This window comes from Cupriavidus sp. H18C1, from assembly GCF_049311595.1.
In the GTDB taxonomy this organism is placed as follows: Bacteria; Pseudomonadota; Gammaproteobacteria; order Burkholderiales; family Burkholderiaceae; genus Cupriavidus; species Cupriavidus cauae.
Map to the genome: position 1 here is coordinate 1,299,824 of NZ_CP186009.1, position 22,736 is coordinate 1,322,559.

At 70.8% G+C, this 22,736-nt stretch carries 18 protein-coding genes and 1 pseudogene; 11 read left to right on the plus strand and 8 right to left on the minus strand.

What is annotated here, in order from left to right:
• Nucleotides 1-77: 77 nt before the first annotated feature.
• Nucleotides 78-1,013 carry a LysR family transcriptional regulator gene (locus tag OJJOAM_RS21700; RefSeq protein ID WP_422649797.1) on the minus strand — a complete coding sequence of 312 codons (936 nt, stop codon included), beginning with the start codon at nt 1,011-1,013 and terminating at the stop codon, nt 78-80.
• A gap of 163 nt (nt 1,014-1,176) precedes the next feature.
• Here OJJOAM_RS21700 and OJJOAM_RS21705 point away from each other — a divergent pair, with 163 nt between their 5' ends.
• From OJJOAM_RS21705 to OJJOAM_RS21725, 5 genes are all read left to right on the plus strand, one after another.
• Nucleotides 1,177-2,178, plus strand: coding sequence for a Bug family tripartite tricarboxylate transporter substrate binding protein (locus OJJOAM_RS21705; RefSeq protein WP_422649798.1), 1,002 nt, complete (start codon nt 1,177-1,179; stop codon nt 2,176-2,178).
• 47 nt (nt 2,179-2,225) lie between these two features.
• Entirely contained in the window at nt 2,226-4,421 is a 2,196-nt protein-coding gene (locus OJJOAM_RS21710) for an acetate--CoA ligase family protein (RefSeq protein WP_422649799.1), read from the plus strand.
• Nucleotides 4,422-4,512: 91 nt separating this feature from the next.
• Nucleotides 4,513-5,298 carry an enoyl-CoA hydratase/isomerase family protein gene (locus OJJOAM_RS21715; protein WP_422649800.1) on the plus strand — a complete coding sequence of 262 codons (786 nt, stop codon included), beginning with the start codon at nt 4,513-4,515 and terminating at the stop codon, nt 5,296-5,298.
• Nucleotides 5,295-6,710: an aldehyde dehydrogenase family protein gene (locus OJJOAM_RS21720; RefSeq protein WP_422649801.1), complete on the plus strand. Its 1,416-nt coding sequence runs from the start codon at nt 5,295-5,297 to the stop codon at nt 6,708-6,710. The genes OJJOAM_RS21715 and OJJOAM_RS21720 overlap by 4 nt, the downstream gene beginning before the upstream one ends.
• Before the next feature lie 80 nt (nt 6,711-6,790).
• A complete protein-coding gene (locus OJJOAM_RS21725; protein ID WP_422649802.1) occupies nt 6,791-7,609 on the plus strand; it encodes an enoyl-CoA hydratase in 819 nt (272 codons plus the stop codon).
• A gap of 15 nt (nt 7,610-7,624) precedes the next feature.
• Here the strand turns inward: OJJOAM_RS21725 and OJJOAM_RS21730 are convergent, their stop codons facing one another.
• Nucleotides 7,625-8,296: a nitroreductase gene (locus tag OJJOAM_RS21730; protein ID WP_422649803.1), complete on the minus strand. Its 672-nt coding sequence runs from the start codon at nt 8,294-8,296 to the stop codon at nt 7,625-7,627.
• 135 nt (nt 8,297-8,431) lie between these two features.
• Here OJJOAM_RS21730 and OJJOAM_RS21735 point away from each other — a divergent pair, with 135 nt between their 5' ends.
• A complete protein-coding gene (locus OJJOAM_RS21735) occupies nt 8,432-9,574 on the plus strand; it encodes a CaiB/BaiF CoA transferase family protein (RefSeq protein WP_422649804.1) in 1,143 nt (380 codons plus the stop codon).
• A gap of 36 nt (nt 9,575-9,610) precedes the next feature.
• Here OJJOAM_RS21735 and OJJOAM_RS21740 read toward each other — a convergent pair whose 3' ends face one another.
• Together OJJOAM_RS21740 and OJJOAM_RS21745 are read right to left on the minus strand one after the other, a co-directional pair.
• Complete coding sequence (locus OJJOAM_RS21740) at nt 9,611-10,660, minus strand: Ldh family oxidoreductase (protein ID WP_422649805.1); 1,050 nt, start codon at nt 10,658-10,660, stop codon at nt 9,611-9,613.
• Nucleotides 10,661-10,763: 103 nt separating this feature from the next.
• The gene (locus OJJOAM_RS21745) at nt 10,764-12,305 is read right to left on the minus strand and encodes a DASS family sodium-coupled anion symporter (protein WP_422649806.1); all 1,542 of its coding nucleotides are present in this window, start codon (nt 12,303-12,305) and stop codon (nt 10,764-10,766) included.
• Nucleotides 12,306-12,570: 265 nt separating this feature from the next.
• Between OJJOAM_RS21745 and OJJOAM_RS21750 the strand changes: the two genes are divergently transcribed.
• Entirely contained in the window at nt 12,571-12,819 is a 249-nt protein-coding gene (locus OJJOAM_RS21750) for an RNA recognition motif domain-containing protein (protein WP_265633797.1), read from the plus strand.
• A 131-nt stretch (nt 12,820-12,950) separates the two neighbouring features.
• On the opposite strand, the gene OJJOAM_RS21755 is transcribed toward OJJOAM_RS21750, so the two are convergent.
• Complete coding sequence (locus OJJOAM_RS21755) at nt 12,951-13,967, minus strand: LysR family transcriptional regulator (protein WP_422649807.1); 1,017 nt, start codon at nt 13,965-13,967, stop codon at nt 12,951-12,953.
• A 97-nt stretch (nt 13,968-14,064) separates the two neighbouring features.
• Here OJJOAM_RS21755 and OJJOAM_RS21760 point away from each other — a divergent pair, with 97 nt between their 5' ends.
• The 4 genes from OJJOAM_RS21760 to OJJOAM_RS21775 all read left to right on the plus strand — a co-directional run bounded on the left by OJJOAM_RS21760 (nt 14,065) and on the right by OJJOAM_RS21775 (nt 17,537).
• Nucleotides 14,065-14,754, plus strand: a complete 690-nt coding sequence (locus OJJOAM_RS21760; RefSeq protein ID WP_422649808.1) for an HAD family hydrolase — start codon at nt 14,065-14,067, stop codon at nt 14,752-14,754.
• A 200-nt stretch (nt 14,755-14,954) separates the two neighbouring features.
• A complete protein-coding gene (locus tag OJJOAM_RS21765; RefSeq protein WP_422649809.1) occupies nt 14,955-15,839 on the plus strand; it encodes a tripartite tricarboxylate transporter substrate-binding protein in 885 nt (294 codons plus the stop codon).
• Nucleotides 15,826-16,959 (plus strand): alanine racemase, encoded by a 1,134-nt coding sequence (locus OJJOAM_RS21770; protein WP_422649810.1) that lies wholly within the window; start codon nt 15,826-15,828, stop codon nt 16,957-16,959. The genes OJJOAM_RS21765 and OJJOAM_RS21770 overlap by 14 nt, the downstream gene beginning before the upstream one ends.
• A 143-nt stretch (nt 16,960-17,102) precedes the next feature.
• Nucleotides 17,103-17,537, plus strand: coding sequence for a RidA family protein (locus OJJOAM_RS21775; RefSeq protein WP_422649811.1), 435 nt, complete (start codon nt 17,103-17,105; stop codon nt 17,535-17,537).
• Between the two features lie 16 nt (nt 17,538-17,553).
• Here OJJOAM_RS21775 and OJJOAM_RS21780 read toward each other — a convergent pair.
• The 3 genes and pseudogenes from OJJOAM_RS21780 to OJJOAM_RS21790 form a co-directional block, all read right to left on the minus strand.
• Nucleotides 17,554-19,157 (minus strand): annotated as a pseudogene (locus OJJOAM_RS21780) (gamma-glutamyltransferase family protein).
• Nucleotides 19,157-21,856: an ATP-binding cassette domain-containing protein gene (locus OJJOAM_RS21785; protein ID WP_422649812.1), complete on the minus strand. Its 2,700-nt coding sequence runs from the start codon at nt 21,854-21,856 to the stop codon at nt 19,157-19,159. Before OJJOAM_RS21785 ends, OJJOAM_RS21780 begins: the two are co-directional and overlap by 1 nt.
• On the minus strand, nt 21,853-22,728 hold the full coding sequence (locus OJJOAM_RS21790) for a branched-chain amino acid ABC transporter permease (RefSeq protein WP_422649813.1): 876 nt from the start codon (nt 22,726-22,728) through the stop codon (nt 21,853-21,855). The genes OJJOAM_RS21785 and OJJOAM_RS21790 overlap by 4 nt, the downstream gene beginning before the upstream one ends.
• Nucleotides 22,729-22,736: the final 8 nt, after the last annotated feature.

Here is a 22,736-nt window from a genome sequence, read left to right on the forward strand (position 1 = left end):
GCAACCGGTGGTTGAGAATGTCGCGATCATAGCGCCGATCGGTTACGCAACCGGACGAGCCGTTGCGACCGTCATCGTCAGCCGGTTCGCCGGCGGCCCGCCTGCGCCGCGCCCGGCAACAGCGCGGGCACCAGCGTATGCAGTTCGGCCAGCACCAGCCGCGCCGCGCGGGACAACGGATGGTGGCGCGTCAGGCCGATCGCGATCGTGCGCGGCAGCGCGGGCTCGACGATCTCGATCACCGCCAGCCGGCCGTTGCGCACTTCCTCGTCCACGCCCAGCATCGGCAGGATCGTCATCGCATGCCCGCCCATCGCCACGTCCTTCATCGTGGCCAGCGATTCGACCTCGAGCACGATGTCGAGTGCGATGCCCAGCTGGCGCGCATGCTGGTCCAGGATCGAGCGCAGTCCGTTGGGCGCGGGCGGCAGCACCAGCGGCAGGCCCGCCAGCTCGCGCAGGGCGATGCGGCGCCGCCGCGCCAGCGGGTGTCCCGCCGCGCAGACGAGGTACGTGGCCACCTGGCCCATCACGTCCTCGTCCTGCCGCGCGGCGGGCCCATAGCGGCTGATCACAGCGATGTCGAGACGCCCGGAGGCGAGCTGTTCGTCGAGCTGCCCGCTGAAGCCCTCGGTGAAATGCAGCCGCACACCGGGCGCGCGGGCCCGCAGCGATTCGAACAGGCGCGCCACCAGCTGGCGCGCCATCGATGACAGCACACCGATCCTGACCACGCCCGAGGGCACGCCGGCACTGTCCTTGATCTCGTCCCGCAGGCGCGCCGACTGCGCCAGCAGCAGTTCCACCTGCGGCATCACGCGCCGGCCGAACTCGGACAGCACCACGCCGCGGCCGGTGCGCTCGAACAGCCGGTCGCCCCATTCGGCCTCGAGCTGGCCGATGCCGCGGCTGACCAGCGACTGCGCCACGCCCAGCGTGCGGGCGGCGCGCGACAGCGAGCCCAGCTCGGCGACCAGCGCCAGCGTTTCGAGTTGCTTCAGATTCATCGCCATAGTGTGGCTCCGGGAAGGGTGCAGCGCCGGCCGCAGGCCATGCAATTCAGTGATAACAGGTATAGCGGATTCTACGCTTATGCAAAGCCGCCCCAGTCCCTACACTGCCGTCATCCCCGCCAACCGAGCGGGGGAATGAACATCAGCAAGGAGACAACCCGTCATGACTTCCATTGCCCGCCGGCGCCAGTTGCTGGCCGCCGCCCTAACCACGGTTCTTGGCATGACCGCGCTGGCGGCGGTGCCGGCGGCGCAGGCCGCTGGTGCCTACCCGGAGAAGCCGATCCGCCTGGTGGTGCCATTCCCCGCCGGCGGCCCCACCGATGCGATGGCCAGGCTGATCGGCCAGCGGCTGTCCCAGCAATTGAGCCAGCCGGTGGTGATCGACAATCGCGGCGGCGCGGGCGGCACCATCGCCACCGAGGCGGCGGCCGCGGCAACGCCCGACGGCTATACGCTGTTCTTCTCGACCACCGGCACGATGGCGATCAATCCGTCGCTGTACAGGACGATGAAGGTCGATCCGCTGAAGGCGTTCGATGCGGTGGGCTCGGTGGCGGCGACCGAGAACGTGCTGGTGGTGCCGCCATCGCTGGGCGTGGGCAATTTGCAGGAGTTGATCGCGCTGGCGCGGCGCAAGCCCGGCAGCCTGACGTTCGGCTCGGCCGGCAACGGCAGTTCCAACCATCTGTCGGGCGAACTGTTCAAGTCGATGGCCGGCATCGACATCGTGCACGTGCCCTACAAGGGCTCGAGCGCGGCCTTTACCGACCTGCTGGGCGGCCGCATTTCGATGATGTTCGACACGGTCTCGAGCCAGGTGCAATACCTGAACGCCGGCAAGGTCAAGGCGCTCGGCGTTACGGGTCCGGCCCGCTCCGAGGCGTTGCCGAAGGTGCCGACGATCGCCGAGTCGGGCCTGCCGGGCTTCGACGTGACGATCTGGTTCGGGCTGTCCGCGCCGAAAGGCACGCCGCCCGACGCGCTGGCCCGGCTCAACGGCGATCTGCAGAAGGTGCTGGCCCAGCCGGAGGTGCGTGCCCAGCTCGCCCAACTGGGCGCCCGGCCCTTGCCCGGCACGCCGCAAGCCTTCACCGGCCTGATCCAGCGCGATACCGCGAAATGGTCGGCGGTGATCAAGGCGTCCGGTGCGACCATCGACTAGCGCGCCGCGCGCCGCCATTTCCCTCGATGCCAATCCACTCTGCTGCCGTGAATGCTTCCACCATCGACGCGCTGCTGCGTCCGCGCTCCGTCGCCGTGATCGGCGCCTCGGACAATCCCAACAAGGTCGGCGGACGGCCCGTCCATTACTTGAACCGCTACGGCTTCGCCGGACGCATCTATCCGATCAACCCCGGCCGCGACGAGATCCAGGGGCGTCGCGCCTATCCGAGCCTGGACGCGCTCGACACGGTGCCCGACGCCGCGGTGATCGCCGTCGCCGGCGACGCGGCCCTCGAACAGGTGCGCCGGTGCGCCACCGCCGGCGTGCGCGCCGCGGTGGTAATGGCCTCCGGCTTCGCGGAGACCGGGGACGCCGGGCGCCGGCGGCAGGACGAGCTCGTTGCCGCGGCCCATGCCGGCGGCATGCGCATCGTCGGGCCGAACGCGCAGGGCACCGCCAACTTCGCCACCGGCGCGGTGCTGAACTTCAGCACGATGTTCATGGAGGTGGCGCCCGCTGACGGGCCGATCGCGATCGTCAGCCAGAGCGGTGCCGCGAGCGTGATGCCGTATGCCTTGCTGCGGCAGGCGGGCCTCGGCGTGCGCTACCTGGTCGCCACCGGCAACGATGCCGACCTCGATGCCTGCGCGATGGCCGAGGCGGTGGCCGCCGACGAGGCGGTGAGGCTGGTTCTGATCTATCTGGAATCGCTGTCCGATCCCGCCCGGCTTGCCGCGGCGGCGGCGATCGCGCGCCGCCGCGGCGCCGCGGTCGTCGTGCTCAAGAGCGGCGGCAGCAAGCGCGGCGCGGCCGCGGCCGCCTCGCATACCGGCGCGATGGTCGGCAACGATGCCGCGATCGATGCGTTCCTCGCGCGCCACGGCATCTGGCGCGCTCCGGATATCGCGGCCTTCGTGCGCGCCGCGCCGTTGTATCTGCAGGGGCACGATCCCGGCCTGGGCCGCACCGTCGTGATCAGCCACAGCGGCGCCGTGGGCGTGATGGCCGCCGACCTGGCCGAGCGGGCCGGCTTGCCGCTGACGGATCTCGCGCCCGCGACGCAGCACGCGCTCGCGCAAGTGCTGCCCGACTTCGGCACCGCCGCCAATCCGCTGGACATGACGGCCGCCTTGCTGGGGCAGGGCGACCTGTTTCCGCGCGCGCTCGGCGCGCTGGGCAGCGATCCCGGCGCCAACATGGTGATGATCGGCATTCCGGTGGCGGGGCCCGGCTACGACGTCGAGGCGCTGGCCCGCGATGCCGCCGGCTTTGTCGACGCGCATGCCAGGCCGCTGGTGGTCAGCGCCCCGCAGGACACCGTGCGGGCCGTGTTCGACCGGCGCGGCGTGCCGACGTATGTCACCGAGGCGGACGCCATCGCCGCGCTCCATCAGTACGCGATGCACAAGCGGCTGATGGAGGCGGCGGCACGCGGAGAGCGCTTCGATTCCGATGCCGGTTATTGCGCCGAAGCTGGCGCCGGTGCTCTCGCGGATGGTCGCGTCGATGGTCGCGCCGATGTTCGCGCCGATGTTCGCGCCGACGCGGCCCAGCCTACGTCCGACGCCGGCACCGGCACCGGCCTGCTGGACGAGTACGCCAGCCTGTCGCTGCTGGGCCGGTACGGCGTCCCGGTGGTCCCGCAGCGCCTGTGCGAAACGCCGGAGCAGGCGGTACAGGCCGCCGCCGCGCTGGCGGCCGGCGACGCGCCCGTGGTGGTCAAGGGCTGCGCCGCCAGCGTGCCGCACAAGAGCGAACACGGGCTGGTGCATCTGCGGCTCGCGGGCGCGGCGCAGGTACGGGCCGCGGCGACGGCGTGCCTCGGCAAGCTGGCCGGACTTGGCGTGGAAGCGCCGCGCGTGCTGGTCGCGCCGATGGTCAAGGGCATGCACGAGTTCGCGCTCGGCGTGACGGTCGACCCGCAACTCGGCCCGCTGGTGATGATCGGCGACGGCGGCACGCTGCTGGAACTGCGTCAGGACATCGTCACGCTGCTGGCCCCGTTCGATCGGGCGGCCGCGCGCGAGGCATGCCGGCGATTGCGCGTGGCGCCGCTGTTCGACGGTTACCGCGATATGCCGCCCCTGGACCTGGACGCACTGGCCGACGCCGCAGTGGCGCTGGGCGAGTTTGCGCTGGCCTGTCGCGGCACGTTGAGGTCGGTGGACATCAATCCGCTGATGGTGATGCCGGCGGGGCAGGGCGCGATTGCGGTGGACGCCGTCGTGGAGATGCGATGAATGCGGCGATGAATGCGGCAATGAATGCGGCAATGACAGGACCCATGGAAGCGAGGCAGGCGTGCAAGGTCTGCCGCGCAGGAGGACAACGATGGAAGTGACCGTGGCAATGGAGGAAGGCGTGGCGCTGGTGACGCTGAACCGTCCGCATCGGATGAATGCCGTCGACGGCGCGCTGCGAACGCAGTTGATCGACACGCTCGCCCAATGCAATCGCGATCCGGCGGTGCGCGCCGTGGTGCTGACCGGCGCCGGCGCGCGCGCGTTCTGCGCCGGCCAGGATCTGGACGAGGCGGCCGCCGTGCAATGGCAGCAACTCGTGCCATGGCTGGAGCGCCAGCGCGCGATGTACCAGGCGGTGCGCGACCTCGACAAGCCGTGCGTGGCCGCGGTACAGGGCGTGGCCGCGGGCGCGGGATTCCAGCTGGCGTTGTGCGCCGACTGGCGCATCGCGACGCCGCAAAGCCGCTGGGGCCAGCCGGAGGTCAAGGCCGGCCTGGCGAGCATCGTGGGCTCGTATCTGATGACGCTGCATGTGGGCCATACCCACAACGCGCAGCTGTCGCTGTCGGGCGAGCTGATCAGCGGCCAGCGCGCGTTCGAGATCGGCCTGGTCACCGAGCTGCAAGACGACGAGGGGCTGATGGCGCGAGCGATGGAGCGGGCCAGGCAGCTTGCGGCGCTGCCGCCGACCGCGATGCGGCTGTCCAAGCAGCGGCTGCGCGCGATGTCGCAGCCGGGATTCGACGACGCCTGTGTGGCCGGCATCCGCGCCCAGCTCGAATGCTATGCCGATGGCGAGCCACAGCGCGTGATGGCCGCCTTCCTGCGCAAGCGCGATGGCGGCAAGGCCGACAACGGCGGAGAGACATCATGAGACAGCTGGACGAGCACTATATCGATGGGACACGCGTGCCCGTCACGCCGGCCGGGCGCGTCACCGTGCACGACTCGGCCACCGAGGCGCCGATTGCCACCGTCGTGCTGGGCGACAGCACCGACGTACCGGCCGCGACGCAGGCGGCGCGGCGTGCGTTGCCAGTGTGGCGGGCCCTCGCGCCGACGGTACGTGCCGGCTATCTGCGCGCGATCGCGGATGCGCTGGAGCAGCATGGCGCCGATTTGGCGCGCGAGATCGCCAGGGAGGTCGGCATGCCGCTGAAGCTGTCTCAGCGGATTCAGTTCGACGCGCCGGTCGCGGCCTGGCGTGCGACCGCGGCGCTGGCCGACAGTTTTGCCTTCGAGCATGCGATCGACCATTCGCGCATCGTGCTGGACCCGGTCGGCGTGGTCGCGGCGATCACGCCGTGGAACTATCCGCTGCACCAGATCACCGCCAAGCTGGCGCCAGCCCTGCTGGCCGGCTGCACGGTGGTGCTCAAGCCGTCGGAGCTCGCGCCGGCTACCACCGTCCGGCTGATCGACGCGATCGAGCGGGCCGGGCTGCCCCCGGGCGTCGTCAATGTCGTGCTGGGCGGCGCGTCCGCTGGGCAGGCGCTGGTGGCGGACGCCAACGTCGATATGGTGTCCTTTACCGGTTCCACCGCGGTGGGCCGCCGCATCGCAGCGATCGCCGCAGCCGACATGAAGCGGCTGGCGATGGAGCTCGGCGGCAAGTCGGCCGCGGTGGTGCTGCCCGGCGCCGACCTCGCGCGCGCGGTCAAGGCAACGCTGGCCTCCTGCATGCTCAACGCGGGGCAGACCTGCAGCGCCACCACGCGCCTGATCGTGCCGCGCAAGGACTATGTGGCGTGTCGCGACCTGCTGGCCCGGCAGGTCGCAGGCATGACGCTGGGCGACCCGGAACACGCCGAAACCCGCATCGGGCCGCTGCTGTCGGGCGCGCAACGCGAGCGGGTGCGGGCCTTCGTTACCGAAGCGGAGCAGGCCGGCTTCGACCGGATCGCGGGCGGCAGCGCTGCGCCGGTACCGCCGCGCGGGTATTTCGTCGCGCCGACCGTGTTCGGCCAGGTTCCGCGCGACAGCCGGCTGGCCAATGAAGAAGTCTTCGGGCCGGTGCTGGCGGTGCTGTGCCACGACGGCCCGTCGGATGCCGTGGCACTGGCCAATGGCACGGCTTACGGACTGGCGGCAACGGTGTGGGCGGCAAGCGACGCGCAGGGCGAGGCGGTCGCGCGGCAATTGCGCGCCGGCCAGGTCGACGTCAATGGCGCACGCTTCAATCCGCTGGCGCCCTTTGGCGGCTTCGGCCTGTCGGGTGTGGGGCGCGAAGGCGGCCGCTTCGGGCTCGAGGAATTCCTGGAACCCAAGGCCATCCAGTTGCAGTGAACTCGAAGCGGGATCGCAGTGAATCTGAAGTGGGCTTGCAGCGGGATCGCCGCGAGATTGCAGCGAAGGACAAGGACATCATGGCAACACAAATCGAATTGACGCGCGCCGGCGAGGGCGAACATGTCGCCGTGCTGACGCTGAACCGGCCCGAGCGCCTCAACGCGCTGACCAGGGTGATGGAGGCCGAGCTGCGCCAGGCCATCGAAGACCTGGACCGCGACGACACCGTGCGGGTCGTGGTGCTGACCGGGGCGGGCCGCGGCTTCTGTGCCGGCATGGACATCGAGGAGCTGGAGGTGCTGCCGCCGGGCGACATCCGCGCAGCGCAATGGATGCGGCCGTTCGACATGAACCGCCGCGCCGACTATCAGACGCGCTACGGCTATTTCCCGGCGATGCGCAAGCCGATCATCGCGGCGATCAACGGTCCCGCTGCCGGGCTCGGGCTGGTGTTCGCGCTGTACAGCGATATGCGCTTTGCCAGCGAGCAGGCCAGCTTCAGCACCGCCTTCGCGCGGCGCGGCCTGATCGCCGAGCATGGCATTGCGTGGATGCTGCCGCGCGTGGTCGGGCCCGGTCACGCCGCCGACCTGCTGTACTCCGCGCGCAAGGTGCTGGCGGCCGAAGCGCTGCGGATCGGACTGGTCGACCGGCTCTACGACCCCGAGAGCCTGCTGCCCGAGACGCTGGCGTATGCCGACGACCTGGCGCGCAACGTATCGCCTCGCTCGATCGGCGTGATCAAGCAGCAGCTGTGGGCCGTGCCCTTCCAGGATCTGGCCGAGGCGACGCGGGTCGCCAACGAGGCCATGTATGCCAGCATCCAGAGCGAGGACTTCAAGGAGGGCGTCGCGCATTTCATCGAGCGCCGGCCCGCCCGCTTCACCGGAAACTAGCCGGCGTGCCGGCGCTCAGACGCCGATGAACTCGGCAAACTCCTCCACCGGCGCGCGCTGCGCATGCAGGCGATTCGCCGGGGCGTCCGGATCGGCGTAGCCGATCGCCATGCCGGTAAACAGCATCCGCTCGGGCGGCGTGCCGAGGAAGCGGCGCATCGTTTCCGGATACATCGCCCAGCATTCCTGCGGGCAGCTGTCCAGGCCCGCCTCGCGCAGCAGCAGCATCACGTTCTGCAGATACATGCCCAGGTCCGACCATTGCGGCGGGCCCATGCGGCGGTCCACCGTGCAGAACAGCGCCAGCGGCGCGCCGAAGAACTGGAAGTTGCGGGCGAACTGCTGGCGCCGCGCGGCCTTGTCCTCGCGCGGGATGCCGAGATGGCCGTACAGGTCCTCGCCGACCTGGAAGCGGCGCTCGCGATAGGGCGATACCAGCTCGGGCGGATAGATGTGGTATTCGGCGGGCTCGCCCTTCGGTTCGTCCACCACGCGCTGCCGCATGATGGCCTTGAGCTCGTCCAGCGGCGCGCCCCCGACCACCTGGATATGCCAGGGTTGCAGATTGCCACCGGACGGGGCGCGCGCGGCCTTCTCGACGATCTCGCGGATCAGCTGCGGCGGCACGGGCTTGTCGAGAAAGCCGCGGATCGAGCGGCGCGTGGCAATGGCTTCGCTGACGTTCATGGTCTCCTCTCGTGCGTGGCTGGCGCGGGGCCGGCGATCCCATCGGCGCCCGGGGCGCTCGGGGCGCGCGTTCGCGGCGCCCGGCATTGCATGGTAAGTTGGCGTCCGACGATACCACGACAACGGGAGACAGGCATGGCGGGTCCGCTGCATGGACTGAAGGTGGTGGAGATGGTCGGCCTCGGGCCGGGGCCGTTCTGCGCGATGATGCTGGCCGATATGGGCGCCGAGGTGATTCGCATCGACCGGCCCAATCGCGGCGCCGGGGTGTTGCCCGAGGACGTCCGCTTCGACGTGACCGCGCGCGGGAGGCGTTCGCTGGCGATCGACCTGAAGCAGCCGGCCGCGGCGCAGACGGTGCTGCGCCTGATCGAACAGGCCGACGTGCTGATCGAGGGCTTCCGGCCCGGCGTGATGGAGCGGCTGGGCCTGGGACCGGACGTCTGCCTGGCGCGCAATGCGCGCCTCGTCTATGGCCGCATGACCGGCTGGGGCCAGCACGGGCCGCTGGCGCAGGCGGCTGGCCACGATATCAATTACATCGCGATCACCGGCGCGCTGCATGCGATCGGCCTGCCGGACGAACCGCCGGTCGTGCCGCTGAACTACATCGGCGACTTCGGCGGCGGCGCGATGATGCTGGCCTTCGGCGTGGTCTGTGCGGTGCTGGAGAGCCAGCGCAGCGGCAAGGGGCAGGTGGTCGATGCCGCGATGACCGACGGCGCCGCGTTGCTGTCGGCCATGATGTACGGCTTCAAGGCGGCCGGCCGCTGGAGCAACCGGCGCGGCGAAAACCTGCTCGACGGCGGCGCGCCGTACTACGGCACCTATGCCTGCGCCGACGGCAAGTACGTGGCGATCGGCGCGCTCGAGCCGCAGTTCTATCGCAAGCTGATCGAGCTGTGCGGCATCGAGGATCCCGCCTTTGCCACGCAGGGCGACCGGCGCGGCTGGCCGCAACTGAAGCACCGGCTGGCCGAGGTGTTCCGCACGCGCACGCGCGACCAGTGGTGCGCGCTGATGGAAGGCAGCGATGCCTGCTTCGCGCCGGTGCTGGACTGGGACGAGGCGCCCGCGCACGCGCACAACCGCTCGCGCGAGACCTTCATCGACGTCGCCGGCGTGACCCATCCCGCGCCGGCGCCGCGCTTCTCGCGCACGGCGCCGGACAAACCGGCGCCCGCCTCGCCGCCCGGTGCCGACACCGAGGCCGTGCTGCGCGACTGGGGCTTTGCCGCCGACGAGATTGCCGCGCTGAAGGGCGATGGCGTGATCTGATCCGGTACACGAGGGAAGCCTGCCGCGTGGCGGGCTTCACTCGCCCGGCAGCGCCACGCCCAGATCGCCGGCCAGCGCGGCGAGATGGCGCCAGATCGGGGGAGCGACGTCGAGCGTGTCGCCGGTGCGGGCGCGATGCTCGGCCTCGTACTCGCCGGGATACTGCACGCGATCGAATCCCGGCGCGGGCGGCGTCTCCTGCAGGTAGCGAACGAACGATTCGACCTCCGCGCTCTGCCACTGCAGCCCCAGGTCCAGCTGCGGATCGAGCAGCACCGCGAACATGTTGTTGGTTGCCACGCCGCCGCGCGGATTGTCGGGCTGAATGGTGCCGCCGCCGGACAGCACGCCGGCCAGCAGTTCGGCGACCACGCCGAGCGCATAGCCCTTGTGGCCGCCGAACGGCAGCAGGGCTCCGGGCGGATCGGCGAAGATGGCGCCGGCGTCGGTGGTGGGCTCGCCCTTCGCGTCGATGACGCTGCGCTCCGGCGCGGATTCCCCTTTCTCCGCCAGCACGCGCGCCTTGTTGATGGCGATCGCACTGGTGGCGATGTCCATCACCAGCGGCGGGCGGCCATTCGGCATCGGCCCGGCGAAACACAGCGGATTGGTGGTCAGCCGCGCGACCCTGCCGCCATAGGGCGCCACCGCGGGCGGCCGGTTGATGACGTTGGTGAAGCTGAGCAGCACCATGCGAGCCTGCGCCGCCATCTCGCCGTAGTACCCCATGCGGCCGAGATGGTGCGAGCGGCGCAGCGTGAAGATGCAATGGCCGTGCTCGCGCGTACGCTCGATGGCGGCCTGCATCACGCGCTTGCCGACGTGCTGGCCGAAGCCGCTGTTGCCGTCGAACACCATCAGCGTGCCGCGGTCCATCGCGCAGCTGGCGCGGCCTTCGGGATTGACGCTGCCGGCCTCCACCGAGGCGCGATACTGTGGCAGCATCGACAGGCCGTGGCTGACATAGCCGCAGCGGTCGGACTCGACCAGGTGTTCGGCCACGTCGTCGGCGATATCGTCCGGCACGCCGAGCGCCACCAGGATCTGCCGGGCGAGGCGATGGGCATCCTGCAGGGTGATCTTCATCTCGACTCCTTGTGTTGCCTTGCGTTGTCTTGTGTCGCGACGTTGCGACGTTGCGATCTTGAGATCGCAGGAGTGCCGGACCTCCGGCCCTGGCGGGGCGGCTCTAGATCCAGCCAAGCCAGCGCCAATACGTCGCGGCGAACAGCAGCATCATCGCGTAGCCCGCCAGCGTGACGGGAATGCCGATGCGCGCAAACTGGCGACCGTTGAAGGTATCGGTGCCCAGGCACACCATGTTCTGCGGCGCGTTGATCGGCAGGATGAAACCGAAGCTCATGGTGAAGCCCAGCAGCATCGTGATGCCGACCTTGTCGATATCGCCCGGCAGCGTCTGCAGCACCGAGATCAGGATCGGCAGCATCGCGGCCGTCAGCGCCGTGGCGCTGGCAAAGCCCAGGTGGATCACGATCAGGAAGGCGGCGAGGATGGCGAACACGGCGATCGGGCCTTGTGTCGCCAGGCCCGAATTCGCCACCACGAACTTGCCGAGCCATTGGCCGGCCTGCGTGGTCAGCAGCGCGGTGCCGAGGCTGATGCCGACGCCGAAGACGATCAGCGTGCCCCAGGGCGTGCGTTGCTGCATGGTCTTCCAGTCCATCACGCCGACGCGCGGCAGCATCAGGATCACGAGGCCGACGAAAGTCACGGTGGCGGTATCGAAGCCGTGCAGCTTGCCCTCGGTGGCCCACGCCAGCAGCAGGCCGATCGACACCGCGGCGAGCCGCTTCTGCGGGCCGCTCATCGGCCCCAGCGCCGACAGTTCGCGCTGCACGGCCTGCTTGCCGCCGGGAATCGCCTCGGTCTCGGGCGGCAGCAGCCGGCGCACCAGCAGATACAGCACCACCGACATGATCAGCGCCCACGGCGCGCCGGCGATCAGCCATTGCAGCCACGTCACGCGCTCGCCCAGCAGCTTGTCCATGAAGCCCACCGCCAGCAGGTTCTGTGCGGCGGCGGTCTGGATGCCGACGTTCCAGATGCTGGTGGCCTGTGCCACCGTGATCATGATGCCGGCCGCGATATTGGAACGTTTGTCGACGCCGAAGGCCGCAATGATCCCCATCATGATCGGCACCACGCAGGCGCTGCGCGCGGTCGCGCTCGGCACCACCAGCGACAGCGCGATGGTGACCGCGATGGTGCCGATCAGGATGCGGCGCGTGCTGGTGCCGATCGCGGACAGCGTGACCAGGGCGATGCGGCGGTCCAGTCCGGTGACCGTCATCGCCGCGGAGATGAACAGCGCCGCGGCCACCAGGGCCAGCGCGGTATTGGCGAAGCCCGCCAGCGACATGCCGAGCGCGCGCGAGGTGCCATACAGCGTGCCGGCGTCCTCGACCGTGGGCGCGAAGCCGATCAGCGCGGCCATCAGCGAGGTGATCATGATCGCGCTGGTTTCGTACGACACCGCCTCGCTGATCCAGACGACTACCGCGAATGCAAGGATGGCGAGCATCCGGTGCCCGGCGAGCGGCAGATCGGCCGGGGTCGGCAGCGACAGCACGCCGATCAGCACCAGCACCGCCACGAACAGGCCCCAGGGCGGGCGCCTGCTGGCTGTTGCGGGACTGGCGGCGCCGGCCGGAGCGGCCGGTGCGCCCGGCGTGGAAGGCGGGGACGACGCGTTGCTGCGCAGATCAGTCATTGCCGTTTCCTTGGATGACGGCAGCGGCCGTGCAGGGCCGCCGGCACGAAGTGCGTCGATTATCGGCCCCGCTCGTCGAGGTTGTCGAGCGCAGCGGCTACGGTTCTTGCGCCAGATCAAGGGCGATGCGCGATGGCGGGCGGCGATCGCCGGCGTTGCCAGCCGGAACGGCCGCGAACATCTATAGTGGTCTCGTGGCCCGGCAAATATCGTGCCCCGCCTCGGCGGCATGCGGACCGCCGCGCCATGCCCCCAGGAGACCGACATGCAGGTGCTGATTCGCGGCCTGCGCCGCGAGATCACCGAACAGCGTTTGCGCGAGAAGTTCGCACCCTATGCGCCCGTGCGCTCGGTGGAAATCATGCGCGACGGCGACCCGGAGCAGCCCTGGGCATGGGTGGACTTCGACATGGACCTTGTGGCGGCGCTGGGCCTGTTGCGCCAGTTCGACGGGCAATACTTCGAAGGCGGCGTGATGCGGCTGCATCTGGTCGCGCACCAGAGCGGCGACTGAGCGGCGACTGAGCGGCGACTGAGCGGCTACTGAGCGGCTACAGAGCGGCGACCAAGCGGCGACCGAGCAGCGACTGCCCGGCGATGGAGCAGCGATACACGCCTTGTGGGAACGGCGGGCGCCGCGGTGGTTCAGCCGCGCCGCTCGCTGCGCCATGGCGGCCGCGGCCCCAGCGCCTTGCGCAACATCTCGACGAACAGCCGCGTGCGCGTCGACGCCACCCGCGATTGCGGCACCAGCGCCATCACGTCGGCGTCCGGCAGCCGGTAGCCGGGCAGCAGCGCGACCAGCCGCCCCGAGGCGAGGCTGTCGGCCACATCCCACTCCGACCGCGCCATGATGCCCTTGCCGGCCAGGCACCATTGATGGACGACGTCCCCGTCGTTGCTCTCCATGATCGGACGCACCCGCACGGTGTGTTCGCGTGCATCGGTGCCGCCGGCGCTCTTGCCGGCGCCCTTGCGCTCGTCCTTGCCGCCGTCCTTGCCGCCGCCTTTGCCGCCGTCCCGCCCGGCGAAGCGCCATAGCGTCACGTCCTCGTCGTTCTCCCTGAGCACCAGGCAGGCGTGCCGCGTCAGATCGGCGGGACGCAGCAGCGGCGGCGCCTTGGCGAGGTACTCCGGCGCGGCGCACAGCACGCGGCGGTTCGGTGCGATGCGGTGCGCGACCCAGCGCGAATCCGGTATCGCGCCGATGCTGACCAGCACGTCGAAGGCATCGCGCCCATGCACCGGCTGGCGCGGCAGCATCAGGTTGTCCGACAGGTACAGCTGCACCTCGAGATTGGGATGCGTGGTCTGGAACTGCGCCAGCAGCGGCCCGAGGTAGCGGCGCCCGAAGCCGAACGGCCCATGCACCTTCAGCTTGCCGGCCACCGCCTGGCTGCGCTGCCGCAGCGCTTCCTCGATGGCCTGCATCTGCTCGAGCACGCCGGTCGCGTGCTGGGCCAGCAGATGGCCCTCGTGGGTCAGCTGCAGCCGGCGCGTGGTGCGCAGCGCGAGCCGGATGCCCAGGCGCGCCTCGAGCTGGCTGAGCCGCTTGGTCACGGCCGGCGGCGTCACGTTCTCCTCGCGCGCCAGCGCGGCGAGGCTGCCGAGCCGGTCCAGCGCCAGGATGAAGCGCAGGTCGTCGATGTTCAGCGTCATCATTATTAACCCGGAGGTGAATTAAGAAATTCTATGCCATTAACCACCCGCCGGCGGACCGAACCTACACTGTGGCATCGATTCCAACCGGGGCCGCACCATGACAAGCGAATCACGCCAACCACGCCAACCCAACCCCGCACGCCAATACGACGTCGTGCTGTTCGACCTGCTGACCGCGCTGCTCGATTCCTGGACGTTGTGGAACAGCGTGGCGGGTGGCGAAGCACCGGGCCGCGCGTGGCGCGCCGCCTATCTGAAGCGCACCTATGCCTGCGGCGCCTATCGTCCATACGAGACGCTGGTGCGCGAGGCCGCGGTCGAGACCGGGCTGCCGGCAACGATGGCCGACGCGCTCGACGAACGCTGGACCGAGCTGTCGCTGTGGAGCGGCGCCGCGCACGTGCTGGAGCACCTGCGCGCGACGCACCGGCTCGGCGTGGTGACCAACTGCTCGGAGCGGCTGGGCCGGCTGGCGGCCGAACGCCTGAACGTGCCGATGGACGTGGTGGTGACCTCGGAACGCGCCGGCTTCTACAAGCCCGATGCGCGGCCGTATCGGCTTGCGCTTCAGGAACTCGGTGCCGAGCCGGCCAACACGCTGTTCGTCGCGGGCTCGGGCTTCGATCTGTTCGGCACCTCGGCGGTGGGGCTCGACACCTACTGGCATAACCGCGTGGGACTGGCGCTGCCGGACGGCGCACCGGCGCCGCTGCAGCAGGGGCCCAGCATCCTGCCGGTGCTGGACCTCGCCGCGGCGCCAAGCGTCAAGGCGCCGGCGCAAGGCTGACCCGGCCGATCTGGACGAATCTGGAGGAGACACCATGAAGTTCGCCATCGTTGCCGCGCTGCTGGCGAGCGCGCTCGGCGCCGCCGCCGCGCCGGCCGCGGCGCAGACGCCGAACTGGCCGAGCAAGCCGATCACGCTGATCATGCCGTTCCCCCGCGGGCGGACCCAGCGATGCGCTGGCGCGCGCGGTCGCCGCGAAGATGGCGCCGCGGCTGGGCACGTCGATCGTGGTCGAGAACGTCGGCGGCGCCGGCGGGTCGATCGGCATGCAGAAGCTCGCCCGCGCGCCGGCCGACGGCTACACGATCGGCTTCGGCACCATCGGCACCCATGCGGCCAACATGATCCTGTACCGCAAGCCGCTGTACGACGCGCGCAAGGACTTCGAGCCGCTGGCGCTGGTCGGCTCCGCGCCGGTGCTGCTGCTGGTCAAGCGCGACCTGCCGGTCAACGACTTCAACCAGTTCGCCGACCATCTGCGTACGCACCACGCCACGATGTCGTACGGCAGCGCGGGCGTGGGGTCGATCGCGCATCTGGCCTGCCTGATGCTGCTGGGCGACCTGAAGGCCGAGGTCATGCACGTGCCGTACAAGGGCGTGGCGCCGGCGATGGCGGGGCTGATGGGCGGCGAGACGGACTTCACCTGCGACCAGACCACGACGTCGCTGGCGCAGGTGGCCGGGGGGACGCGTGCGCGCCGTGGCGGTGCTGACGCGCGAGCCCTTGCCCGCGCTGCCGAAGCTCGCCCCCGCGCAGGCCAGCGGCAGGACGCGCATCGACTTCCGCTCGTGGAACGCCCTGTTTGCGCCGAAGGGCACGCCGCCCGCCGTGGTGGCGAGGCTGAACCAGGCGATCAACGACGCGCTGGCCGACCCGGCGCTGATCCGGCAGATGCGCGAGGTCGGCGTCGAATTCCCCGCTCGCGCCGACAACACGCCGGCCAACCTGGCGCGGCTGGTCGACAGCGAGACCACGCGGCTCAGGCCGATTCTCGAAGCCAACAAGGTGCAGCTCGATTGAGCGATGAATGCCGATCGCGTGATGCCAACAAGGCAAGCAAGGAACCCCATGACACTGCATGAACTGGAAACGCCGGTGCTGGTGCTCGACCGCACGAAGATGGAGCGCAATATCGCGCGGTTGCGCGATCGGCTCGCGCCCTTTGGCGTCGCGCTGCGTCCGCACGTGAAGACCAACAAGTCGGCCGATGTCACCGCGCGCATCGGCGCGCCGGGCACGCCGATCACCGTGTCGACGCTGAAGGAGGCCGGCTGTTTCCTCGAACACGGCTGGACCGACATCCTCTATGCCGTCGGCATCGTGCCGTCGAAGCTGCCGCATGTCGAAGACCTGGTGCGGCGCGGGGCGCGGATGACGCTGCTGCTCGACAACTTCGAGGCGGCCGCCGCGGTCGCAGCCTACTGCCGCGAGCGCGCGCTGAGCGTGCCGGTGCTGATCGAGATCGATACCGATGGCCACCGCTCCGGCGTCAAGCCGGAGGACCCGCTGCTGCTGGCGATCGGCGCGGCGCTGGACGGGAAGGAAGGGCAGGGCGCCTGGCTCGCCGGCGTGCTGACGCATGCGGGCGATTCGTACAACTGCCGCTCGGCCGCGGCGATCGAGGCGCTGGCCGAACAGGAGCGCGCCGGCGCCGTCCGCGCCGCGCAGCGCCTGCGCGCGGCCGGATATGCGGCGCCGGTGGTCAGCGTGGGCAGCACGCCGACCGCCCACTTCGCGCGTTCGCTCGATGGCGTGACCGAAGTGCGGGCCGGGGTGTTCGTGTTCTTCGATCTGGTGATGAACGGCATCGGCGTCTGCGAGACTTCGGACATCGCGCTGTCGGTGCTGTGCACGGTCATCGGCCATCAGCGCGAGAAGGGCTGGCTGATCACCGATGCGGGGTGGATGGCGATGTCGCGCGATCGCGGAACCGCGAAGCAGCCGGTCGATCAGGGCTACGGCCTGGTCTGCGATCTCGACGGCCGGCCGCTGGCCGATCTCGTGATGGTAGACGCGAATCAGGAGCACGGCATCGTCAGCCATCGCACCGATGCGGCTGCGACGCCGATGCTGCCGGTCGGCACGCTGCTGCGCATCCTGCCGAACCACGCCTGCGCAACGGCGGCGCAGCACGGCGCCTACACGGTGGTGGCCGGCAGCGCCGATATCGAGGCGCATTGGCCGCGCTTGGGCGGATGGTGAGCGCGATGGCGGGCACGAATCCGAACGGGAAGCCGAGCGGTACGCCGAGCGCTACCCCGGACGCGACCCGGCGTGCGGCTCCCAGCGCGACTCCGAGCGCGACTCCGAATGCGACCCCGAGCGCGACGCCGAACACCGCGCGGATGGCCGCCCAAGGAGTCGCCTATCCCGACGTTCCGGCACTGGCGACGCCACGCGGCCACTACTCGCACGTCGCCACGGGCCTGGGCCTCGTCTTCGTGTCGGGCCAACTGCCGCTGAACGCGCAGGGCGAGCCGCGCGCCGATCTGCCGCTGGCGGAACAGGCCGCGCTGGCGCTGCGCAATGCCGAGGCCGCGCTGGCCGCGGCGGGGTGCGGATGGAAGGACGTGCTCAAGGTCACCGTCTACCTGGCCGGCGTCGAACATTGGCCGGCCTTCGACGCGGTCTACCGCGAGGTGCTGGGCGACGCGCGGCCGGCGCGCGCGGTGGTGCCGGTGCCGGCGCTGCACTACGGCGTGCTGGCCGAGGTGGAGGCGGTCGCCGCGCATCCCGCGGCGGTACAGGAAAGGCTGTCGCCGCCGCTGGTCCTGCGCTGAACGCGACAGGTGCCCGTCAGCACCCGATCGCCATGCCGTCGCTGCGCGGATCGTGCGCGCCGACGATGGTGCCGTCGGCCTCGATGCGGATCGCACCGGGGTGGCCGGCGAGCGGGCTCTGCGCCGGGATCGGGCTGAGTTCGTGGCCGCGCGCGGCGAGCTCCGCCATCACCGCATCGCCGGCATCGGCCTCGAGCTTGAGGGTGTCGCGTGTGTCGGAGAACGTGCGGCCCAGCAGGAAGCGCGGGCGCGCCAGCGCCACCAGCGGGTCCATGCCGTAGTCGATCATCCGTGTCAGCACCGCCGCCAGCGTCTGCGGCTGGCCGTCCGCGCCCTGGGTACCGTAGAGCAGCGCCGGGCGGCCGTCCCGCAGATAGAGGCCGGGATTGAGCGTATGGAAGGGGCGTTTGCCGGGTCGCAGCACGTTGTGGTGGCCGGGATCGACGGAGAACGCCGCGCCGCGGTTGTGCCACAGGATGCCGGTGTCGCCCGCCACCACGCCGCTGCCCCAGTCGAAGTAGACGGTCTGCAGCACGCTGGCACAGCGGCCCCGGCTGTCGACAGCGCCGAGATAGACGGTATCGCCGGTACGGAAGCGGTGCGGCCACGGCAGCGCACGGTCGGGCCGGATCGCCGCGGCCAGCCTGTCGAGATGCGCGGGGGGACAGCATCGCCTCCGCCGGCACGTCGACGAACTCCGGGTCGGCCACATGGCGGTCGCGCTCGATGAACGCCTGCTTCACCGCCTCGACCAGCAGATGGTAGTAGTCGGCGCTGCCTTCGGCGACCGCGGCGATGTCGAAGCGGTCCAGTATTCCCATGATCTGCAGCGTGGTGACGCCTTGCGTTGGCGGGCGCAGGCTGACCAGCTCCCCGCCGCGATACGGCACCGTCAAAGGCGCCTCGTCGCGGGCGCGCGTGGCGGCCAGATCCGCGGCCGTCAGCGGCGACCCGGCCTCGCGCAGCCCCCTGACGATGCGCGTCGCCAGTTCGCCCTCGTAGAAGTCCCGGGCGCCGTGCTCGGCGATCCGGCGCAGGCTGCGCGCCAGCTCTGGCTGGCGGAAGCGTTCGCCGACCTCGGGAATGCGGCCGTCGGGCAGGAACACGCGCGCGAAGCCCGGCCAGTCGCGCCACTGTCCGGCACGGAAGTCCTGCCAGAAGCGCTGCGATGGCGTCACGGGGAATCCATCGGCGGCATGCCCGATCGCGCGCTGGAACAGCGCATCCCACGGCGTGGTGCCGCCCCACTTGTCGCGGCTGATCCGATAGGCGCGATCCCAGGTATCGACCGTGGCCGCGGTGGTCAGCGCGGCGGCGGCTCCCCCGCGTGGGAATCCCGCTGGCGAAGGCGGGCGGGGTGGCCGCGGCCTGCCCGATGCCGGACAGCGTGCGCACCTCGCCGGCATCGTCGGCAATGACCCAGAACGCATCGCCGCCCAGCCCCGTGAAGTGGGGATAGGTGACCGACAGCGCCGCGCCGATCGCGATCGCCGCTTCGATCGCGTTGCCGCCGGCGCGCAGCACTTCGAGTCCGGCCTCGCTGGCCAGCGCATGCGGGCTGGTGACCATGCCGGTGCGGGAGCGTGCCGGACCAGCGAGGGGGAACGGGGCGGCTTCCATCAGGCCTGCACCGCTTGCGGGGCGGCATCGGCAGTCCCGGTGTCACGGCTGCCCTCGTTGCCGTTGCCGTTGGCGTTGGCGTCGTTGTCGTCGTTGCCATCGCCCCCATCACCGCCATCACCGCCATCACCGCCGAGATAGGCCTGCACCAGCGCCGCATCGCGCGCCAGCACGTCGGCGCGGCCGCTGGCGACGACGCGGCCTTCCTCCAGCACATAGGCGCGATCGGCCAGCGCGAGCGCGAGTGCTGCCATCTGGTCGACCAGCAGGATCGTGATCGAGGCCTCGCGCAGCCGGTCCAGCGAAGCGAACAGCTCGTCGATGACCTTGGGCGCCAGCCCAAGCGACGGTTCGTCGAGCAGCAGCATGCGCGGCTGCGACATCAGCCCACGGGCGATGGCGAGCATCTGCTGCTCGCCGCCGGACAACAGGCCGGCGCGCTGGTGCTGGCGTTCGCGCAGGCGCGGGAATCGCGCAAACATCGTCTCGATGCGGCGCTGCATCTCGCCGCGGCGCAGGCGCCCGGACGGAAACGCGCCGAGCTTCAGGTTGTCGAGCACGGAGAGTTCCGCGAAGACCTGCCGCCCCTCGGGCACCAGCACCATGCCCATCGCCGCGATGCGAGCCGCATCGATGCCGCCCAGATCCACGCCGTCGAACGCGATGCCGCCTTGCACAGGGCGGTGCAGGCCGGACAACGCCCGCATCAGCGTGGACTTGCCGGCGCCGTTGGCGCCGAGCAGCGCCACCATCTCGCCCTCGCGCACCTGCAGCGCCACGTCGTGCAGCACCGGCGCGGCGCCGTAGCCGGCGCGCAGCGCGTTGACGCCCAGCAGTTCCGCGCCGGCGACGTCGCGGTACTGGCGCCGCGGTCCGCCGGCGGCCGCTTCATCGACGGTGGCATCGCCGGCGGTCGCACCGCCGACGGCCGCATCGCCCAGATACGCGCGGCGGACCGCCGGATCGGCCCGCACCTCGGCCGGTGTGCCGACCGCCAGCCGCTGGCCGGCATCGATGACCACGATGCGGTCCGATACCTCCATCACCAGCGACATGTCGTGCTCGACCAGGCCGACGGCGATGCCGCTGTCCGCGATGCGGCGCAGCAGCCTGCCGAGGCTGGCCTTGTCCTCGCGCGACAAGCCGGCCGCCGGCTCGTCCAGCAGCAGCACGGCCGGCCGCGTGGCCAGGGCACGCGCGATCTCTACCAGCCGGCGGTCGACGTGCGCCAGATCGGCGGCACTCGCATCGGGATCGCCGCGATAGCCGCAGGCCCGCAGCAGCGCACGAGCCCGTTCGCGGACTGCGGCGGCCGTGAAGCGCGCGGTGCCGAGCAGCGGGCCGAGGCGCCCACCGCCGAGCGCGAGCGCGACATTGTCGACAGCGCTCATGCCGCCGAACAGCTGCGAGGTCTGATAGGTCCGCGCGATGCCGTGGCGCGCGCTGTGGCAGGCGCCGCGCGCGGGCAGCGGCGCGTCGCCGAGCCGCCGGCCGCCCGCGTGCGGCCGGTAATAGCCGGACAGCATATTGAGCACCGTGGACTTGCCGGCGCCGTTCGGGCCGATCAGGCTGGTCACGGTGCCGGCGGCCACCGTGAACGACAATCCGTCGACCGCGCGCACGCCACCGAACACCATCGACAGGCCGTCGGCCACCAGCGCGCGGCGCGCCGCGGGTTCGCGAACGGGCAGGGCGAGCCCGGCAGACGCATCCGCCGGCACGTCTTCGACGCCCTGGCGCCGCAGCCTGCGCAGCAGTCCCGCCGCCACGCCGACGATGCCCTGGGGCGCGACCCACAGCACCACCAGCAGCAGCATGCCGAAGCACAGCAGCCGCAGGTTCTCCAGGCTCGACAACAACTCGGGCAGCATGCCGACCACCACCGCGCCGATCACCGGGCCGGCGACCGTCCCGGCGCCGCCGATCATCACCACCAGCACGAACAGGATCGATTGCAGGAAGGAGAACATGCCGGGCGTGACCATGCCCTGCATCGGCGCGAACAGGCCGCCGGCCAGCCCAGCCAGCGCGGCCGAGAAGGCGAAGGCCACCGTGCGCACCAGCAGCGGATCGATGCCGATCGATGCGGCCGCGGTCTCGCTGTCGCGCACCGCGCGCATCGCCGCGCCCCAGCTGCCGCGCGCAATGCGGGCATAGGCCGCCAGCGAAACCGCCAGCACCGCCAGCGCGATCAGCGTCAGCGCCCGCTCGCCGCCGTCCACGCCGGGCAGCGAGGGCTGCGCGATGCCCATCAGCCCGTTCTGGCCGCCGGTCAGCGCCCGCCATTCGACCGCACCGTGCTCGACGATGAAGCCGAAGGCGATGGTGATCATCGCCAGTCCTGGCCCCTTGACGCGCAGCGCCGGCAGCGCCAGCAGCGCGCCGGCCAACGCGGCAATGGCGGTGCCCGCCAGCCAGGCGGGCCAGAAGCTCCAGCCGGCCTGGCCGGTCAGGATCGCGACGCTGTAGGCGCCGATCGCGTAGAAGCCGACATGGCCGAACGAGATCTGCCCGGTCAGGCCGATCAGCAGGTTCAGGCCGACGCCGCAGATCGCCAGCATGGCGACGGCGGCGATCACGAAGACGAAATAGCCGTTCAGCAGCAGCGCCGCGGCGGCGGCACCGAGCAGCGCCAGTGCCAGTACGGCGATCTGCAGCGGCGTGCCGATGCCGGCGACGAGGGAAGGACGCGCGGTCATACCTTGCGTACCTCCGCGCGGCCGAACAGGCCCGCCGGGCGCAGCGCCAGCAGCGCGATCACCAGCGCGAACGTGATGATCTGCGTATAGCTCGAGCCCAGCGAGGCCGTGATCGCGGCCTCCACCACGCCGAAGATCAGGCCCGCGATCATCACGCCCCATGCGCTGGACAGTCCGCCGAGAATCGCCACCGCGAAGGCCTTCAGCCCGAACACCGTGCCCATGTCCGATTGCACGTTGAACAGCGGGGCGATCAGCACGCCGGCGACGCCGGCCAGCAGCGTCGATACCGCGAACGCGGCGGCGACGGTGCGGCGGATCGGAATGGCCATCAGCCGGGCGGCATCGCGGTTCTGCACCACCGCCAGCATCGCCAGGCCCCAGCGCGAATGGCGCAGGACGTAGTGCAGCAGCCCCGCCAGCGCGAGGCCGACGAGCGGGATCAGCAACTGCAGCGGATAGACGCCCAGCCCGTCGGTCAGCTGCAGCGACGCCGCCGCCAGCGGCGACGGCAGGCTGCGCGGCTCGGTGCCGAAGGTCAGCGTGACGACGTTATCGAGCACGATGCTGAGCGCCACCGTCGCCATCAGCCAGGCATCCGAGCCGCGGCTGGCGAACGGGCGCACCGCGACGAACTCGACGGCCAGCCCGTACAGCGCGCACAGCGCCAGCGCGAGCAGCACGGACGGGGCCATCGGCCAGCCGAGCGTCTGCGCGAAGGTGTAGGTCAGCACGGCGCCGAGCATCATCGAGCTGCCCTGGGCGAAGTTGACGGTGGCGCTGACCACATAGGTCAGATGAAAGCCCAGCGCCATCAGCCCGTACATGCTTCCCAGGCCAAGACCGCTGATCAGGGCGGAGATCCATAACATGAGGCGTT

Bases quoted from the DNA above. Each gene is read 5' to 3' on its own strand.
- OJJOAM_RS21785 (WP_422649812.1), bottom strand. From the start codon at position 21,856: ATGACCGCGCGTCCTTCCCTCGTCGCCGGCATCGGCACGCCGCTGCAG.
- OJJOAM_RS21740 (WP_422649805.1), bottom strand. From the start codon at position 10,660: ATGAAGATCACCCTGCAGGATGCCCATCGCCTCGCCCGGCAGATCCTG.
- OJJOAM_RS21725 (WP_422649802.1), top strand. From the start codon at position 6,791: ATGGCAACACAAATCGAATTGACGCGCGCCGGCGAGGGCGAACATGTC.
- OJJOAM_RS21775 (WP_422649811.1), top strand. From the start codon at position 17,103: ATGGCCGCCCAAGGAGTCGCCTATCCCGACGTTCCGGCACTGGCGACG.
- OJJOAM_RS21765 (WP_422649809.1), top strand. From the start codon at position 14,955: ATGGCGCCGCGGCTGGGCACGTCGATCGTGGTCGAGAACGTCGGCGGC.
- OJJOAM_RS21750 (WP_265633797.1), top strand. From the start codon at position 12,571: ATGCAGGTGCTGATTCGCGGCCTGCGCCGCGAGATCACCGAACAGCGT.
- OJJOAM_RS21700 (WP_422649797.1), bottom strand. From the start codon at position 1,013: ATGGCGATGAATCTGAAGCAACTCGAAACGCTGGCGCTGGTCGCCGAG.
- OJJOAM_RS21735 (WP_422649804.1), top strand. From the start codon at position 8,432: ATGGCGGGTCCGCTGCATGGACTGAAGGTGGTGGAGATGGTCGGCCTC.
- OJJOAM_RS21760 (WP_422649808.1), top strand. From the start codon at position 14,065: ATGACAAGCGAATCACGCCAACCACGCCAACCCAACCCCGCACGCCAA.
- OJJOAM_RS21730 (WP_422649803.1), bottom strand. From the start codon at position 8,296: ATGAACGTCAGCGAAGCCATTGCCACGCGCCGCTCGATCCGCGGCTTT.
- OJJOAM_RS21720 (WP_422649801.1), top strand. From the start codon at position 5,295: ATGAGACAGCTGGACGAGCACTATATCGATGGGACACGCGTGCCCGTC.
- OJJOAM_RS21755 (WP_422649807.1), bottom strand. From the start codon at position 13,967: ATGATGACGCTGAACATCGACGACCTGCGCTTCATCCTGGCGCTGGAC.
- OJJOAM_RS21790 (WP_422649813.1), bottom strand. From the start codon at position 22,728: ATGTTATGGATCTCCGCCCTGATCAGCGGTCTTGGCCTGGGAAGCATG.
- OJJOAM_RS21715 (WP_422649800.1), top strand. From the start codon at position 4,513: ATGGAAGTGACCGTGGCAATGGAGGAAGGCGTGGCGCTGGTGACGCTG.
- OJJOAM_RS21770 (WP_422649810.1), top strand. From the start codon at position 15,826: ATGACACTGCATGAACTGGAAACGCCGGTGCTGGTGCTCGACCGCACG.
- OJJOAM_RS21745 (WP_422649806.1), bottom strand. From the start codon at position 12,305: ATGACTGATCTGCGCAGCAACGCGTCGTCCCCGCCTTCCACGCCGGGC.
- OJJOAM_RS21705 (WP_422649798.1), top strand. From the start codon at position 1,177: ATGACTTCCATTGCCCGCCGGCGCCAGTTGCTGGCCGCCGCCCTAACC.